The sequence below is a fragment of the Vibrio kagoshimensis genome (genome assembly GCF_050337535.1).
Lineage (GTDB): Bacteria > Pseudomonadota > Gammaproteobacteria > Enterobacterales > Vibrionaceae > Vibrio > Vibrio gallaecicus.
In genome coordinates this window covers 352212-367914 of sequence record NZ_JAKJSZ010000002.1, presented here as the reverse complement: position 1 = coordinate 367914, position 15703 = coordinate 352212, and the positions used below count along the sequence as shown (strand labels likewise).

Here is a 15703-nt window from a genome sequence, read left to right as displayed (position 1 = left end):
TGCACGAAATTTTGGTTAGATGTATGGAACTATGCTAAAGGTCGCAATCAACGGATTTGGAAGAATAGGGCGCAATGTACTCAGAGCGCTATATGAAAGTGGCAAAAGCCAACAGATCAAAGTCGTCGCTGTTAATGAGCTTGCTCAGCCAGACGCTATGGCTCACCTATTGCAATACGACACCAGTCATGGTCGTTTTGGTAAAAAAATATCTAACGATCAAGAGCACATCTATGTTCATCACGGTATTGGTGCTGAAGATAAAGGTGAGTTTGATACGATTCGAATCCTTCATTTAGCTGACATCGAACTATTACCTTGGCGAGATCTTGAAGTAGATATCGTACTTGATTGTACTGGTGTTTATGGTTGCCGAGCTGATGGCTTAGCCCATATAGATGCCGGTGCCAAGAAAGTACTGTTTTCTCATCCTGGTGCAAATGATTTAGATAACACGATCATCTATGGTGTTAACCACGACACGATTACATCTGATGATAGAATCGTATCGAACGGTTCGTGTACGACAAACTGTATTGTGCCTATTATAAAAGTTCTTGATGACGCTTTTGGTATTGAGTCTGGCACTATTACTACCATTCACTCTTCGATGAATGATCAACAAGTCATTGACGCTTACCATACAGATTTACGCCGTACTCGAGCTGCAAGCCAATCCATTATTCCTGTTGATACCAAACTCCATAAAGGTATTGAAAGAATCTTCCCGAAATTTTCTAACAAATTTGAAGCTATATCTGTGCGAGTACCGACGGTAAATGTCACGGCTATGGATTTAAGTGTCACAATTAATACAAATGTGAAAGTTAATGACGTAAATCAAACCATTGTTAATGCATCCCAGTGTACATTACACAATATAGTTGATTATACTGAAGCGCCGCTCGTTTCTATCGACTTCAATCATGATCCCCATAGCGCGATTGTTGATGGTTCTCAAACTCGAGTGAGTAACGGGCATTTAGTGAAAATGCTGGTTTGGTGTGATAACGAATGGGGCTTTGCGAACCGAATGCTGGATACGGTACTTGCAATGAAAGCTTCTGAAGGTAAGAAGTAATACCTTGAAGCAAATATGAGGATTATTTATTTTTCGGCTTGAAATAAATGAGCTGTGTCCACATATTGTTACCAGTTGAAGAATTTATAGGCTTAGCAGGGTTGCTGAGTTTCCAAAACTTTATATTTATTAAATTTGAGAGGACAAATCATGTCTGTGATCAAGATGACTGACCTGGAACTTGCAGGTAAACGCGTATTCATCCGTGCTGACCTAAACGTACCAGTAAAAGACGGTAAAGTAACTTCAGATGCACGTATCCTTGCATCTCTACCAACTATCAAACTTTGCCTAGAAGCTGGCGCAAAAGTTATGGTTACTTCTCACCTTGGTCGTCCTACTGAAGGCGAGTACAACGAAGAGTTCTCTCTAGCTCCTGTAGTTAACTACCTAAACGACGCACTAGACTGCGACGTTAAACTAGCGAAAGATTACGTAAATGGTCTTGAGCTAAACGCTGGTGAACTAACTGTTCTTGAAAATGTTCGCTTTAACAAAGGCGAGAAGAAGAACGAAGAAGCTCTTTCTAAGCAATACGCTGCACTATGTGACATCTTCGTAATGGATGCATTCGGTACAGCTCACCGTGCTCAAGCTTCTACACACGGCGTTGGTACTTACGCTCCTGTAGCATGTGCTGGTCCTCTTCTTGCTGCTGAGCTTGAAGCTCTTGGTAAAGCAATGGACAACCCAGCTCGCCCACTAGTGGCTATCGTTGGTGGTTCTAAAGTTTCTACTAAGTTAACTGTTCTAGAATCTCTTTCTAAAATTGCTGACCAACTTGTTGTTGGTGGTGGTATCGCGAACACATTCATCGCTGCTGAAGGTCACAACGTAGGTAAGTCTTTATACGAAGCTGACCTAGTTGAAACAGCTCAAAAACTAATGAAAGAGTGTGCTATTCCAGTAGCGACAGACGTTGCATGTGCTAAAGCATTCGACGAAAACGCAGAAGCTGAAATCAAGCACGTTTCTGAAGTTCAAGACGACGACATGATCTTCGACCTTGGTCCAGACTCAACTGCTGCTCTTGCTGAAATCATCGGGAATGCAAAAACTATCCTTTGGAATGGTCCTGTAGGCGTATTCGAATTCAAGAACTTCGAAGCGGGTACTGCTGGTATTTCTAAAGCAATCGCTGACTCTGAAGGTTTCTCAGTAGCAGGCGGTGGTGATACGCTAGCAGCTATCGATAAGTTCGGTATCAAAGCTGATGTTTCTTACATTTCTACTGGTGGTGGCGCTTTCCTTGAGTTTGTTGAAGGTAAAGTACTTCCTGCAGTTGCAATGCTTGAAGAGCGTGCAAAAGCATAATTGATTTAGAAAGGCGAGATGTGAATCTCGCCTTTTAACGTTTGCTGCACATCACAGTTTTTTGCTAGAATGGCATAAGTTGTGAGCAAACGATTGCAAATTTTTAAACTTAAGTTTTTTATCTTAAAACGAATAGAATAATAGGACTATTTCCATGTCTAAGATCTTCGATTTTGTAAAACCTGGTGTGATTTCTGGCGATGACGTACAGAAAGTATTTGAAGTAGCAAAAGCAAACAAATTTGCTCTTCCTGCAGTAAACGTTGTTGGTACTGATTCTGTAAACGCAGTACTAGAAGCGGCAGCTAAAGTTAAATCTCCAGTTGTTGTTCAGTTCTCTAACGGCGGCGCAGCTTTCTTCGCTGGTAAAGGCGTTAAACTTGAAGGTCAAGGTCCACAAATCCTTGGCGCTGTAGCTGGTGCAAAATACGTTCACGCTGTAGCTGAATCTTACGGTGTTCCAGTTATTCTTCATACTGACCACGCTGCTAAGAAGCTTCTTCCATGGATCGACGGTCTACTAGACGCTGGTGAAGAGTTCTTCGCACAAACTGGTAAGCCTTTATTCTCTTCTCACATGCTAGACCTTTCTGAAGAGTCTCTAGAAGAGAACATCGAAACATGTGCTACTTACCTAGCTCGCATGGCTAAAATGGACATGACAATCGAGATCGAACTTGGTTGTACTGGTGGTGAAGAAGATGGCGTTGATAACTCTGATATGGACGCATCTGAGCTTTACACTTCTCCAGAAGACGTAGCATACGCATACGAGAAACTAATGGCTGTTAGCCCACGTTTCACCATCGCTGCATCTTTCGGTAACGTACACGGTGTTTACCAAGCTGGTAACGTTGTACTTACTCCAACTATTCTACGTGACTCTCAAGCATACTGTGCAGAGAAGTTCGGTATTGCACCTAACGCTCTAAACTTCGTATTCCACGGTGGTTCTGGTTCTTCTGAAGCAGAAATCCAAGAGTCTATCGGTTACGGTGTTATCAAAATGAACATCGATACTGATACACAGTGGGCAACTTGGGATGGTATCCGTCAGTACTCTGCTGAAAACTTCGATTTCCTACAAGGTCAAATCGGTAACCCAACTGGCGAAGCTGCGCCAAACAAGAAGTACTACGATCCACGCGTATGGCTACGTGCTGCTCAGTCTTCTATGGTTACTCGTCTTGAGAAAGCATTTGCTGACCTTAACGCTGTAGACGTACTATAATTCGTTTAAATTAGTACACATCTAAGCTTTGAAAACCCGCTCATTGAGCGGGTTTTTTTATGCGTGATAAAAAGTTGTGCTATTTATGTGAAAACCCTAGCCTCAAGTGAATAAATTGCGTAGTCTTTTATTCATCGATATGAGGCTTTCTATGTAAGTGATTGTTATCCAATAACTTACATAAATATGACTTTGAAATCTGACAAAGATAGGATATCGTGCCGAAAAATTGAACGTGGTTCAGTTTATAAAAAGGACTTGGTTTAGATTTTTTTAACGTGATGATTTGTTAGAAAATACTCTAGTAAATTAGTTAAAAAGAATTCTAGCTTAAGGCAGTTTAGCTCATAGCATATTATAGAGGATGCACATTATGGCTGATAGTTCTACAGCAATTGAGACACCAATTGTGGATGGTTTGTCTCATGCAGAACAGTGGTTAACAAATAATTCAGATCTGTTTATTCAATACGGTGTAAACATCATCTCAGCGCTCGTTATTCTATTTATTGGTAACTTAATTGTTAAAGCAGTAGCGAATAGCGTGTCTAAGGTTCTTCAGAAAAAGAAAATGGACCGAGCTGTCGTTGAGTTTATTCACGGTCTAGTTCGCTATTTACTATTTGTTATTGTTTTAATTGCAGCTCTTGGTCGTCTTGGCGTTCAAACCGCTTCAGTGGTTGCTGTTATTGGTGCAGCTGGTTTAGCTGTTGGTCTTGCTCTGCAAGGTTCACTATCTAACTTTGCAGCTGGTGTACTTATTGTTGCGTTCCGTCCATTCAAGTCTGGTGACTATGTGGAAATCGGTGGTGTTGCAGGTTCAGTTGATTCAATTCAAATCTTCCAAACGGTTCTAACAACGCCTGACAACAAAATGGTTGTAGTGCCAAACGGTAGCGTTATTGGTAGCCCAATTACGAACTACTCTCGTCATGCTACTCGTCGTATTGATTTAATGATTGGTGTTTCTTACAACGCTGATTTACAAAAGACTAAAGCGCTTCTGACTCAAATTTGTGAATCTGATGAGCGTGTACTTAAAACTCCTGGTGTTCAAGTCGGTGTTCATACACTCGCTGATTCTTCAGTAAACTTTGTGGTTCGCCCATGGGTTGAAACGGCTGAGTACTGGAATGTGTATTTCGACCTGATGCAAGCAATCAAAGAAGGCTTGGATAAAGAAGGTATTGAAATCCCATTCCCACAAATGGATGTGCACATGAATAAAGTAGAAGCTTAATTATCTAAGTAAACTTGGACATACATTAGCTTTGAAAAATTAAAGGCGGATAACTTAGGTTATCCGCCTTCTTCATTTTCGTGCAGTTTACTCACTTATTCGAAAGTGAAAATTACATATTGTTCAATTAAACCATTCGCTAGCACCAAGGCAATAGAGAACATCATAACGGCGACAGCAATATCAATTCCTTTCTTCACGTTAGGGCGTGATAGGACGGGTCCTAGCTTAGCAGCGCCAATAGATAGAGAGTAAAACCAAGTAAATGAGGCAAGAATTGTCCCAATAGCAAAAGCTATACGGTCATTACCTTCAAATTGTCCACCAATAGATCCTAGAATCACCACTGTGTCTAAATATAAGTGAGGGTTGAGGACCGTTACAGCTAATGCTCCTAAAATGACAGTTCGTTTTCCTCGCGCAGTAATTTGACCTTTAGACTCTTCATTTTCTTTAGATCTGAAGGCACTCTTTAGAGAAAGAACACCGTAAATAGTTAAGAAGGTAATTCCTCCAAGAGTGACAGAAGTCAGAAGAAATTCATTTTGTGAAAGAATTGCGCCTCCACCAAAAATACCTAGTGAAATGAATAGGGTATCTAATAGGCTACATATGGTTGCAGTCGTTAAATGGTGATTTTGCTTAATGCCTTGATTAAGAACATAGGCGTTTTGAGCTCCAATTGGAATGATCATACTTGCGCCTAAACCAAACCCTTGTAGAAGAATCCAAAAATTCATATCAGTCTCACTTATTCCATCGTTGTATTTCGTAATGAAAGCAAAGTAACGTGAACTCATTAATAAGTATAATTAATGAGTTTAATGTTTAATTAGAGTTGCTAATGTTGTTTGCACGATAGATTGAGAAGGGAAGTTTGATGCGCGGTTTAGATTATAAATGGATTGAAGCACTAGATGCGGTAGTCAATAAAAGGAGCTTTGATCGCGCGGCTGAACATCTTTATATCTCTCAGTCAGCAGTGTCTCAAAGGATCAAACAACTTGAAAAATGGCTCGCTCAGCCAGTATTAATTCGAGAAACACCACCCAAGCCGACTCAGGTTGGTCAGAAGTTATTGGCTTTTTATCAAAGAGTTCGACTGCTCGAGAATGATGTATTACCTGAAATAATGAATGAAGAGACAGTGCGTCCTCTTTCTCTTTCCTTTGCTACCAATGCGGATAGTTTAGCTACTTGGCTATTACCGGCTTTATCTAATGTTATGAAGGCGCGATCTGTAGAGCTTAACCTTGCGATCCATGGTGAATCTCGGACGATTGAAAAACTGAAAAGTGGTGAAGTTGCAGGAGCTATCAGTTTAGAACCCCAATCCATACCGGGTTGCGGGGCTGATTATCTCGGTCTTATGGAGTACGTCTGCGTTTCTAGCCCCGATTTTTATAAGCGATATTTTTCTAAAGGCGTGAACGATGTTAGTTTAAAAGATGCACCTGCCGTCTCTTATGATCAATACGATGATCTCCATAAAAAGTTTCTGCATGATCATTTCGATATGCCTCGCGACAGTATCATTAACCATACAGTGGGAAGCTCCGAAGCTTTTGTTCGGTTAGCTTTATCAGGTGTTGCTTACTGTTTAATTCCTAGGTTACAGATTATCGAAGAGCTAAATTTGGGCTTACTTATCGATATTACTCCCGGTTTTCTTTTGTCATATCCTATCTATTGGCACCACTGGCAGCTTGAGAGTGGGATATTAAAAGAAGTATCAGAGGAAATATTACAATATGCGCGAAACAACCTTCCCCAATAGTGACATTATTTACATAGTCAAAGTTATGTAAGAACTTCACTTATAGGATTGGTTGCAGATAAAAATCGCCTATTATGTAAGGGTATTATTAACCAATAAAGGTTGTTTAAATGAAGTTTGTTCCAAGTGTGATTGTTAAAGCGTGTGCATTAACCGCGGCTCTGAGTGCAGTGAGCTTCTCTTCTTTTGCTGATTCTCCGAACTTTCCGCATATTTCAACTACCGGTTATGGTGAAGTGGTAGCAAAGCCTGATATGGCAACATTTTCTGTGAAAGTGGTGGAATCAACCATGACGGCAGAACAAGCTAAAGCGACAGTTGATAAAGTGGTTAGCTCTTTTCTTACTAAATTACAAAGTGCTGGTGTAGAAGACGCGAGTATTAATAGTTCTAATATTTATCTGGCGCCTCAATATCACTACCCTAAAACAGGTAAACCTGAACTGGTTGGATACCGAGCATCTCGAAATGTAACCGTTCAGGTAACTGATTTAACTAACCTAAATAAGTATTTAGATATTGCATTGGGTGAAGGCATCAACCAAATTGATAATATTCAATTACAAGTTCGAGACCAAGCTAAGTATCAAGAGAAAGCGCGTTTAGAAGCTATTAAAGATGCTTCTTACAAAGCGAAGTCTTTAGCTTCAGGTTTTGAAAAAGAGTTGGGTGATGTATGGAAAATTGATTATAACGCCCAATCTGTTCAGCCTGTCCTCATGCGCTCCATGGCCATGGATGCAAGAACTGAGTCTAGCACTTACCAAGATTCGACCATCACTATTCGTGATCGAGTAGATGTGGTTTATCAGTTAGAAGACTAATGAGATCATAATGATCTTTTAACTACGATAGGCCAAAAGCTGAAAATCTATAACCTTTGGCTAAATACAACTAAAAAGGCTCTCACAATGAGAGCCTTTTTATGCTTGATATAATCAGGGCTGATTAGTGCAGCAGACGAGCACGAATAGTACCGGCGATCTCTTTAAGCTTTAGTAATGCTTCTTCAGAGCGGTCCGCTTCAACATCAATAACTACATAACCCATGTTTGCCGAGGTTTGTAGGTACTGACCTGCAATGTTAATTCCTTCTTCAGCAAAGATGGTATTAATTTGAGTCAAGATACCTGGGCGGTTTTCATGGATGTGCAGTAATCGTGAAGTACCAGTGTGTAGTGGTAGCGATACCTCTGGGAAGTTAACACTTGATAGAGTTGAACCATTATCAGAGTATTTCGCTAGTTTACCGGCAACTTCCACACCAATGTTTTCTTGTGCTTCTTGAGTTGAGCCACCAACGTGAGGTGTTAAGATCACGTTATCAAACTTCATGAGTGGAGATTCAAATGGGTCTGCATTGGTTTTTGGTTCCGTAGGGAATACATCAATAGCAGCGCCAGAGAGGTGACCTGATTCTAGGGCATTACATAAAGCTGGGATATCAACAACAGTACCACGAGCAGCATTAATAAAGATTGAACCTGGCTTCATGCGGTCAAACTCTTCTTTACCCATCATGTCTTTCGTTTCATTTGTTTCTGGGACATGAAGAGAGATGACATCACACTTATTCAATAGCTCAGTCATTGTGTGTACTTGAGTCGCGTTACCAAGAGATAGCTTGTTTTCAATGTCGTAGAAATAGACGCGCATACCAAGGTTTTCAGCAATAATACCTAGCTGAGTACCAATGTGACCGTAGCCAATAATACCTAGACGTTTACCACGAGCTTCATTTGAGTTGTCTGCACTTTTCTTCCAAATACCACGGTGAGCCAGGGCATTTTTTTCTGGAATTCCACGTAGAAGCAACAGCACTTGACCAAGTACCAGCTCCGCTACGCTTCGAGTGTTCGAGAATGGTGCGTTGAATACTGGAATACCGCGCTCAGCTGCCGCGTTTAGATTAACTTGGTTTGTACCAATACAGAAACAACCGATAGCAACGAGTTTTTCAGCGGCATCAATGACTTCTTGGGAAAGGTTAGTTCGAGAGCGAATACCAATGAAGTGAGCATCTTTTACTGCTTCTAGTAATTCGTCTTCCGCTAAAGAGCCTTTGTGGTACTCAATGTTTGAGTAGCCCGCTGCTTGTAATACTTCAACAGAAGATGGGTGAAGACCTTCAAGAAGTAGAATTTTTATTTTTTCTTTTTCCAGTGAAACTTTAGCCATTATTCTCGTCCTTTAAAATGGGAAAGGTGGGCAAATGCGGCGCACGTGCTACAAAATGGCGAAAGGGGAATAAACTGACCATTTTGTTAGGAGACAAACGATTTCCCTGTGCGTCTTCTGACCAATAAAGTAACAAAAAAAAATTGTTTTGGGTAAGAAAATTACGGAATAAGCCATAATTTTAACGATGCAAAGTAAAAAAAACGGCGCCCTTAGGCACCGCTTGTAATGAAGTAACAGAAAGTAGCTTTCACTTTATGTTATTACTCTTCAATTTTTGCCCCTTCAGGGGTACCAGTAATAACAACATCTGCACCACGATGTGCAAATAAACCAACGGTTACAACACCGGCTAGGGCATTGATTGTATCTTCAAGTTTCTTAGGTTCTTTAATAGCCATGCCGTAAACATCCAAGATAACATTGCCATTGTCTGTAATTACGCCTTCACGGTAAACCGGGTCACCACCTAGTTTAACTAATTCACGAGCAACGTAAGAGCGAGCCATTGGAATAACTTCTACAGGAAGCGGAAATTTACCTAGTACGTCTACCGCTTTAGTGCCATCAACGATACAAACAAATTTATCTGAAATAGCAGCGACAATTTTTTCACGAGTCAATGCAGCGCCGCCGCCTTTAATCATGTCACGTTCTGCGTTAATTTCATCAGCACCATCAACGTATACATCAAGTTTGAATACGTCATTACACTCAAAAACTTTGATTTCTAAAGCTTCTAGTCTTTCCGTTGAAGCAACAGAGCTTGAAACTGCACCTTTGATTTTTTCTTTCATTGTGCCAAGAGCGTCGATGAAGTGATTCACTGTAGAGCCAGTACCTACACCTACAATGCTGCCTTCTTCAACATACTTAAGTGCTGCCCAACCTGCTGCTTTCTTCATTTCATCTTGAGTCATGCCAATCTCCTGAATACGATAGTGCGTTTGAATTAATAGAACGAGCGTTAGAGTTAACGTTTGCGGGCGGATTATAGCGCTTTAACGATGAATTTCCCATTGCCAAGTCTTACTTGGTGTCACGATTTTCGGCAGCGGAATATCCCAACTTTCAGTAGGAAGGCGCTCGACTTGTTGGCAATCATGAGCAAGCCCTAGCGGTTTTGCTCCCTTTCCAGTTTCGAACCATTTGGATAGAGTACGATCGTAATACCCCCCTCCCATACCAAGCCTTTGCCCTTGAGTATCAAAAGCGACCAGTGGAGTAAAAATGAGATCAAGCAGAGAAACGGGTTTGACTAATGTTTGGTTGAGTTTTGGCTCGATAATGCCGTATTTATTGTAAGTCAGCGGTGTTGTCGAATTGTAATGCAGAAAAAGTAGATGCCCTGGGGAGAAAGGGTGAAGCACTGGTAAGTAGGTTTGTTTACCTTGAGCCCAAAGCCATTCAATCAAAGGTTGAGTATCAAGCTCCCCGTCAGCTGAAATATAGAGCGCGATATGTTGAGATTTGATGAGTTCAGGCTGCGTGGAAACTTGAGTAATTAAATCAATACTGGCTTGATGCTGAACATCACTTGGAAGTGCATTTCGAGTATGGCGAATTTGTTTGCGAAATTCGCTACGAGATAGTGAATTCATAGAAGGAATACCCCAAAGTGCCGTTGAGAATAGATGGCCCTTGAACCAGCGAGTTCAAGGCGGATCAGCAATGATTACCGTAGGCTTCTCGGTACAAGCCGAGTATGCTCAATAGCACTCAAGTACTAACCCTTAGGGATTGCTTATCGGCTCGGGGACGTGAATCCTCTGACAAACACTCCAGGGTAAATTTGTGTACGCTATTGCTGTCCTAGCTTGACCTTACTTAATGCATCTTCAAGAGATGTTGTGAGCAGTTCCATTCGCTCGGTCAGTGCGTTTTGTTTTTGGCTGTTATCATTTTGCTTAGTTTGTAATTCATAGCAAATATTTAGAGCAGCAATCGTGAGGAGTTTTACCTCATTGGTTACCTTAGTACGTTCAGCCATCTCTTTCAAACGATTATCGAGATCTGCAGCCGCTTCAATTAATGACTCTTCTTGACCTGCTGGGCAATTGACTCGAGTCAGTTTTCCTAAAATTTCAACGTCTACCGCTTGATTACTCATGATGGATGAACTCTTTAACGCGCTGTCTAAGGTTGTCGCTCTTTGCCATTCCTTAAATTAATGACGCATAAGGAAGTGCAATAATTGAGGCACTTTCGCTCTTTACTTGAAAGATTTAGTTCTTTACCTGCAAGACAAAGTATTACCCTCTGGGAGAAGAACTATAGGTAAAGCGCTATTAAGATTCAAGCTTTTCAGACCTCGTGTTTGCAAATGAGAGCTTGAGCACACAGTAAATCAACAAATTGAACAATTGCTATCCACTATCTTGTTATTTGGTCGATTTCGACGCTTACGTGAATAATGGTGAAATGGTACGATTACCATTATTAAGAACGATCGGTATGAATATTGAGATCGTATCAAAGACTAATAAGCGAGCTATCTGATGAGTGAGAAAACTTTACCTGATTATCTAACCGTTGCCACTGAACTTCAATCAGCAAGCCTAGCGGTAAACCCAGCAGAAATGCACGGTTTATTGACCGGTATGCTAAGCGGTGGTTTAAGCCTTGACGATAAAAGTTGGCAGCCACTTATCTTTGATTACACAAATGAAGGAATGGGATGGCCAGATCGTGTTCTTACGTTAGCGGAAGCGGCATTAAAAGTGACGACTGGTGAAGTCACAGGTTCTGGCATGGAGCTATCTCTTTTATTGCCAGATGAAGAGGCGAGCGCAAGTGTTTTTGATTTAGCTGATGGTGTATCAGATTGGATCAATCATTTTATATCAGGACTGGGTCTTGTAGGTGCCAAGTTAAACAAAGCATCCACAGAAGCAAAAGAAGCATTAGCTGATCTAGAAGAGATGGCAAAACTAGGTATCGATGAAGAAGATGATCTAGAAGAGCAAGCTCAGTTGTTAGAGCATGTTATCGAGCACGTAAAAGTATGTGCTTTGACTATTCATGCAGAGTTTGGTGCTCGTCCGACTGAAGAATCGACACCAACTATTCACTAATTTCTTCATTATCCTCCGAGGTCATGATGGCTCAATTTGATGTTGTTATTGCTGGTGGTGCAATGGCAGGTGCTACGTTAGCACTTGCTCTTACTCGCTTAAGTAAAGGCGCATTGTCTATTGCCGTGGTAGAACCTTACCAGGTTGATCACCTTTCACACCCTGGTTTTGATTCTCGTTCAATAGCATTGTCTTATGGAACCGTTCAAATATTAGATTCTTTGAATCTATGGCAATCAATCGAGCCGGTTACGACACCTATTAAACATATTCATGTGTCTGATAAAAATCACGCAGGAATGACAGACATTCGCAGTGATAATTACTCTGTCGATGCATTAGGTTATGTCGTTGAGCTGGCTGATGTTGGTCGAATTTACCAACAGAAACTAGAAGCTGATTCAAATATCACTTTATTGTGCCCTGACTCAGTGACGGGGATTGAACGTCATAATCAATCGGTAGATATTGAATTACAAAGTGGTAAAAAGCTGACGTCAAAGCTTCTTGTTGCTGCTGATGGGGCAATTTCTGCATGCTGTCAGCAGTTACAAATCCAGCTTGATGAACATGATTTCGAACAAGTTGCCGTGATAGCAAATATCATTGCAGAACAAGAGCATAAAGGGCGAGCTTTTGAGCGTTTTACTGCTAACGGCCCGGTTGCTTTATTGCCGATGAGTGACAACCGTCTTTCTTTGGTATGGTGCTTGCCACCAAGTGAAGCTGAACGTGTTATGTCTCTAAACGAACATGAATTCATTGAGCAACTTCAAAACGAATTTGGTTGGCGACTTGGCAAGTTACAGAAAACGGGTCAGCGAGCCTGTTACCCATTAATTTTACGTCATAGACCGTATAATATTTCCCATCGTTTCGCCGTTGTTGGTAATGCCGCGCAAACCCTCCATCCTATTGCTGGTCAGGGTTTTAACTTGGGTATTCGCGATGTTGCTTCTTTAGCTGAAGAGTTATCTAAGCAACTTGATGACGTTGGGGCTTATGCTGGCTTGGTTCGTTTTAGAAAACGCCGTGAGTATGATAGAGAATCCACTATTAATCTAACTTCGAATTTAGTCCATTTATTTTCTAATGACTGGCCGGCGGCAAGAATAGGGCGAAACCTAGGGCTCGCAGCAATTGATAATGTCCCTCCACTAAAAGGTCCACTTTTGCGTCATACGCTTGGCCTAATAGAAAGATAAGGTAGAAAAATGATGCAAAGTGTTGATATTGCCATTGTAGGCGGTGGTATGGTCGGATTAGCGTTGGCTGCAGCGCTAAAAGACAGCGATTTAAGAATTGCAGTGATTGAAGGTAAAGAGCCAATTGAAGGGCTGAATGACTTACCTGATGTACGTGTTTCTGCTTTGAGCCGTTCAAGTGAAGTGATACTACGTAACCTTGGAGTATGGCAAGGGATAGAGCAAAGACGAGCTGCGCCATACCAAGCCATGGAAGTATGGGAGCAAGACAGCTTTGCTCGTATCGAGTTTGATTCTACTCGTTTAGCGCAGCCTAACTTAGGACATATTGTTGAAAATCGAGTGATTCAGCTGGCACTTTTGGAGCAAGTTAAAAAGCAGGATAACGTGCAGCTGTTTATGCCTTCAACATGCCAATCACTTGCTATTGGTGAAAGCGAGGCTTGGTTAACGTTAGACAATGGGCAAGCACTGACAGCTAAATTGGTGGTTGGAGCCGATGGGGCAAATTCTTGGGTTCGAAAACAACAAGATATTCCTCTAACTCATTGGGATTACGGTCATAGCGCGATTGTAGCGAATATCAAAACCGCTGAGTCTCACCAGTCAGTGGCTCGTCAGATCTTTACTCCACAAGGACCTTTAGCGTTTTTGCCAATGCAAGATAGCCACATGAGCTCAATTGTTTGGTCTACTGAGCCTAATAGAGCCGATAAATTAGTTTCCATGTCTGAACATGAATTCAATAAAGCACTGACCTCCGAATTTGATTCTAAATTAGGTCTATGTGAAGTGGTTGGCGATCGTTTTGCTTTTCCTTTGCGTATGCGCTATGCACGAGACTTCGTGGTTGAACGTGTAGCTCTGGTTGGAGATGCAGCGCATACTATCCACCCATTAGCTGGGCAAGGTGTGAACCTCGGTCTATTGGATGCTGCAAGCCTAGCTCAGGAGCTTTTAAGTTTATGGAGAGCAGGGGAAGACCTTGGTCTGAAGCGCAACTTACGCGGCTATGAGCGATGGCGTAAAGCAGAAGCCGCCAAAATGATTGCTTCAATGCAAGGTTTTAAAGACTTGTTCGAAGGGGATAACCCAGCGAAGAAACTAATACGTGGTATTGGAATGAAACTCGCTGGTCAGTTACCAGGAGCCAAAGATGAGATCATGAAGCGAGCTCTGGGTTTATCTGGTCACCTACCGGAGCTAGCAAAGCGACCGGTTACCCCAAATTAATGTGAATTATATATGATAAAGGGTTGGCAATGAGCCAACCCTTTTTTAATTCTTTGTATTTTTGAGCTATTCAATTTTTAGAATTTTAGAACTGAAATTAATACATTAGTTTGAAGGATGAATTCTATGCATAAGCACAGCGTAATTTCATTATCTCACTGTTAATTTCTTTCACTGTTTGGAAGTGGCGCTTTTCTGCTCTTTCCGGCAAAACTAACTTTCCGTTATCGAATTCAAATTTTCCAACGCCGTAAATGTAGATTCGTCCTTTAAAAAGTCGACTCACATGTTTAGCAATCATACCTGGTGTATAGCGCTTAAACAGTCTCATTCTATTATCCTTATATTTACCTAGCACTGCATATTATAAGAAAACTCCGAAGGGAGAATTGTGATTAAACTGGAGTAAAATGCAGTTGAACTGAACATAATTAGATATTTGTGCTGCTCTGTGCAGTTATTACCGCAAATATCTACTTTAACGTGAGGTTCTTCTCAAAAGAATACGCGCCAGTGAACCATCCTGATTTCTACTCGCCGTATTAAGCATTATGAATGTTACGCTTTTAAGAATAGTTGTAATTTTTTTGTTTGTGTAAGAGAAAGGTAAATTTTTGGCATAAAAAAAGCCCGTCTTAGAAAAACGGGCGAATAGTCACAGATGCATTACACAAAAGTGGATACTGATATTACTCAGTGGATTCACTTGCACTAGTCAGTTCTTTTTCTTAAAGGCTAACCAGTAAATTTAGATTACCGCATAAAACTAAAAGTGACTACTTATGTTGTAAAAATGATTAATTATTTTATATTAATATTATTTACTTGTGATGTGTTTCACGTTCATATGCAACATGTTAATACTTTAGATTTAATTCTGTGAGCTAATGACTAGTCCTGAACCCGACAAAGAGGAACGATCGCTGGTGAACATAATTTAATAAGCGCCTCACAGTTTATCGCAACGCCAATCATGTTATGACCAGAACTGATCGTGACGATCTTTTGCTGTAATAAAGAGGGATCAAAAAGGATTGGTAATGATGATTTTAATTTAAGTGGCGCAACTGTTCCGATTTTAAAACCTGTAATGGATTCGACTTCGTTTAGAGAAACACATGTCATGCGTCTACATTTCAAAGCTGATCGAACTTTTTTAGGATCAACAGAACGATCACCTGGCACACAGGCAAGCGCTAATTGTCCGCCCATATCTCGAAGAAGAATACACTTCACCATTTGGGCTGGGTCTATCCCTCTTTCTTGGGCTGTGTCTTCAATGGTAGTCGTGGGCTTGCTCTGAACGAGCAAGTGATATTCTACTTGCTGTTCATCAAGATATTGAGTTATTAGGGTTTCGTGCAACACTA

General features: G+C 41.1%; 16 protein-coding genes and 1 other RNA gene. 9 read left to right on the top strand and 8 right to left on the bottom strand.

All coding sequences use genetic code 11. The features are described 5' to 3' along the window. The first annotated feature begins 31 nt into the window (after positions 1–31). The 4 genes from epd to mscS all read left to right on the top strand — a co-directional run bounded on the left by epd (position 32) and on the right by mscS (position 4866). On the top strand, positions 32–1081 hold the full coding sequence (gene epd, locus L4C37_RS01830; RefSeq protein ID WP_429767715.1) for an erythrose-4-phosphate dehydrogenase: 1050 nt from the start codon (positions 32–34) through the stop codon (positions 1079–1081). 150 nt (positions 1082–1231) lie between these two features. Continuing rightward, on the top strand, positions 1232–2395 hold the full coding sequence (locus L4C37_RS01825; RefSeq protein WP_009847672.1) for a phosphoglycerate kinase: 1164 nt from the start codon (positions 1232–1234) through the stop codon (positions 2393–2395). 154 nt (positions 2396–2549) lie between these two features. Continuing rightward, a complete protein-coding gene (gene fbaA / locus L4C37_RS01820; protein ID WP_137373320.1) occupies positions 2550–3626 on the top strand; it encodes a class II fructose-bisphosphate aldolase in 1077 nt (358 codons plus the stop codon). A 373-nt stretch (positions 3627–3999) separates the two neighbouring features. Continuing rightward, positions 4000–4866 carry a small-conductance mechanosensitive channel MscS gene (gene mscS / locus L4C37_RS01815; protein WP_137373321.1) on the top strand — a complete coding sequence of 289 codons (867 nt, stop codon included), beginning with the start codon at positions 4000–4002 and terminating at the stop codon, positions 4864–4866. Between the two features lie 95 nt (positions 4867–4961). On the opposite strand, the gene L4C37_RS01810 is transcribed toward mscS, so the two are convergent. Continuing rightward, positions 4962–5606: a LysE/ArgO family amino acid transporter gene (locus L4C37_RS01810; RefSeq protein WP_429767714.1), complete on the bottom strand. Its 645-nt coding sequence runs from the start codon at positions 5604–5606 to the stop codon at positions 4962–4964. A 140-nt stretch (positions 5607–5746) separates the two neighbouring features. Here L4C37_RS01810 and L4C37_RS01805 point away from each other — a divergent pair, with 140 nt between their 5' ends. Both L4C37_RS01805 and L4C37_RS01800 read left to right on the top strand, forming a co-directional pair. Then, positions 5747–6643, top strand: coding sequence for a LysR family transcriptional regulator ArgP (locus L4C37_RS01805; protein WP_429767713.1), 897 nt, complete (start codon positions 5747–5749; stop codon positions 6641–6643). 110 nt (positions 6644–6753) lie between these two features. Further along, positions 6754–7467 (top strand): oxidative stress defense protein, encoded by a 714-nt coding sequence (locus tag L4C37_RS01800; RefSeq protein ID WP_171736875.1) that lies wholly within the window; start codon positions 6754–6756, stop codon positions 7465–7467. 124 nt (positions 7468–7591) lie between these two features. Here the strand turns inward: L4C37_RS01800 and serA are convergent, their stop codons facing one another. From serA to zapA, 5 genes are all read right to left on the bottom strand, one after another. Then, positions 7592–8821 (bottom strand): phosphoglycerate dehydrogenase, encoded by a 1230-nt coding sequence (gene serA, locus L4C37_RS01795; RefSeq protein WP_137373325.1) that lies wholly within the window; start codon positions 8819–8821, stop codon positions 7592–7594. Between the two features lie 263 nt (positions 8822–9084). Continuing rightward, entirely contained in the window at positions 9085–9741 is a 657-nt protein-coding gene (gene rpiA / locus L4C37_RS01790) for a ribose-5-phosphate isomerase RpiA (RefSeq protein WP_137373326.1), read from the bottom strand. Positions 9742–9822: 81 nt separating this feature from the next. After that, positions 9823–10422, bottom strand: a complete 600-nt coding sequence (locus tag L4C37_RS01785) for a 5-formyltetrahydrofolate cyclo-ligase (protein ID WP_429767712.1) — start codon at positions 10420–10422, stop codon at positions 9823–9825. Between the two features lie 5 nt (positions 10423–10427). Further along, a non-coding RNA gene (ssrS, locus tag L4C37_RS01780) (6S RNA) lies at positions 10428–10612 on the bottom strand. 10 nt (positions 10613–10622) lie between these two features. Further along, a complete protein-coding gene (zapA, locus tag L4C37_RS01775) occupies positions 10623–10931 on the bottom strand; it encodes a cell division protein ZapA (RefSeq protein ID WP_137373611.1) in 309 nt (102 codons plus the stop codon). 388 nt (positions 10932–11319) lie between these two features. Here zapA and L4C37_RS01770 point away from each other — a divergent pair, with 388 nt between their 5' ends. The 3 genes from L4C37_RS01770 to L4C37_RS01760 are packed head-to-tail and all read left to right on the top strand — an operon-like array spanning position 11320 to position 14333. After that, positions 11320–11895, top strand: a complete 576-nt coding sequence (locus tag L4C37_RS01770) for a YecA/YgfB family protein (RefSeq protein ID WP_429767711.1) — start codon at positions 11320–11322, stop codon at positions 11893–11895. 26 nt (positions 11896–11921) lie between these two features. Further along, complete coding sequence (gene ubiH, locus L4C37_RS01765; protein ID WP_429767731.1) at positions 11922–13100, top strand: 2-octaprenyl-6-methoxyphenyl hydroxylase; 1179 nt, start codon at positions 11922–11924, stop codon at positions 13098–13100. A gap of 9 nt (positions 13101–13109) precedes the next feature. Further along, positions 13110–14333: an FAD-dependent 2-octaprenylphenol hydroxylase gene (locus tag L4C37_RS01760; RefSeq protein WP_429767710.1), complete on the top strand. Its 1224-nt coding sequence runs from the start codon at positions 13110–13112 to the stop codon at positions 14331–14333. Positions 14334–14457: 124 nt separating this feature from the next. Here the strand turns inward: L4C37_RS01760 and L4C37_RS01755 are convergent, their stop codons facing one another. Together L4C37_RS01755 and L4C37_RS01750 are read right to left on the bottom strand one after the other, a co-directional pair. Continuing rightward, the gene (locus tag L4C37_RS01755; protein ID WP_017108134.1) at positions 14458–14664 is read right to left on the bottom strand and encodes a DUF1107 domain-containing protein; all 207 of its coding nucleotides are present in this window, start codon (positions 14662–14664) and stop codon (positions 14458–14460) included. A gap of 560 nt (positions 14665–15224) precedes the next feature. Next, positions 15225–15701, bottom strand: a complete 477-nt coding sequence (locus L4C37_RS01750) for an aminoacyl-tRNA deacylase (RefSeq protein ID WP_273296171.1) — start codon at positions 15699–15701, stop codon at positions 15225–15227. Positions 15702–15703: the final 2 nt, after the last annotated feature.

Bases quoted from the DNA above. Each gene is read 5' to 3' on its own strand.
- epd (WP_429767715.1), top strand. From the start codon at position 32: ATGCTAAAGGTCGCAATCAACGGATTTGGAAGAATAGGGCGCAATGTA.
- L4C37_RS01825 (WP_009847672.1), top strand. From the start codon at position 1,232: ATGTCTGTGATCAAGATGACTGACCTGGAACTTGCAGGTAAACGCGTA.
- fbaA (WP_137373320.1), top strand. From the start codon at position 2,550: ATGTCTAAGATCTTCGATTTTGTAAAACCTGGTGTGATTTCTGGCGAT.
- mscS (WP_137373321.1), top strand. From the start codon at position 4,000: ATGGCTGATAGTTCTACAGCAATTGAGACACCAATTGTGGATGGTTTG.
- L4C37_RS01810 (WP_429767714.1), bottom strand. From the start codon at position 5,606: ATGAATTTTTGGATTCTTCTACAAGGGTTTGGTTTAGGCGCAAGTATG.
- L4C37_RS01805 (WP_429767713.1), top strand. From the start codon at position 5,747: ATGCGCGGTTTAGATTATAAATGGATTGAAGCACTAGATGCGGTAGTC.
- L4C37_RS01800 (WP_171736875.1), top strand. From the start codon at position 6,754: ATGAAGTTTGTTCCAAGTGTGATTGTTAAAGCGTGTGCATTAACCGCG.
- serA (WP_137373325.1), bottom strand. From the start codon at position 8,821: ATGGCTAAAGTTTCACTGGAAAAAGAAAAAATAAAAATTCTACTTCTT.
- rpiA (WP_137373326.1), bottom strand. From the start codon at position 9,741: ATGACTCAAGATGAAATGAAGAAAGCAGCAGGTTGGGCAGCACTTAAG.
- L4C37_RS01785 (WP_429767712.1), bottom strand. From the start codon at position 10,422: ATGAATTCACTATCTCGTAGCGAATTTCGCAAACAAATTCGCCATACT.
- zapA (WP_137373611.1), bottom strand. From the start codon at position 10,931: ATGAGTAATCAAGCGGTAGACGTTGAAATTTTAGGAAAACTGACTCGA.
- L4C37_RS01770 (WP_429767711.1), top strand. From the start codon at position 11,320: ATGAGTGAGAAAACTTTACCTGATTATCTAACCGTTGCCACTGAACTT.
- ubiH (WP_429767731.1), top strand. From the start codon at position 11,922: ATGGCTCAATTTGATGTTGTTATTGCTGGTGGTGCAATGGCAGGTGCT.
- L4C37_RS01760 (WP_429767710.1), top strand. From the start codon at position 13,110: ATGATGCAAAGTGTTGATATTGCCATTGTAGGCGGTGGTATGGTCGGA.
- L4C37_RS01755 (WP_017108134.1), bottom strand. From the start codon at position 14,664: ATGAGACTGTTTAAGCGCTATACACCAGGTATGATTGCTAAACATGTG.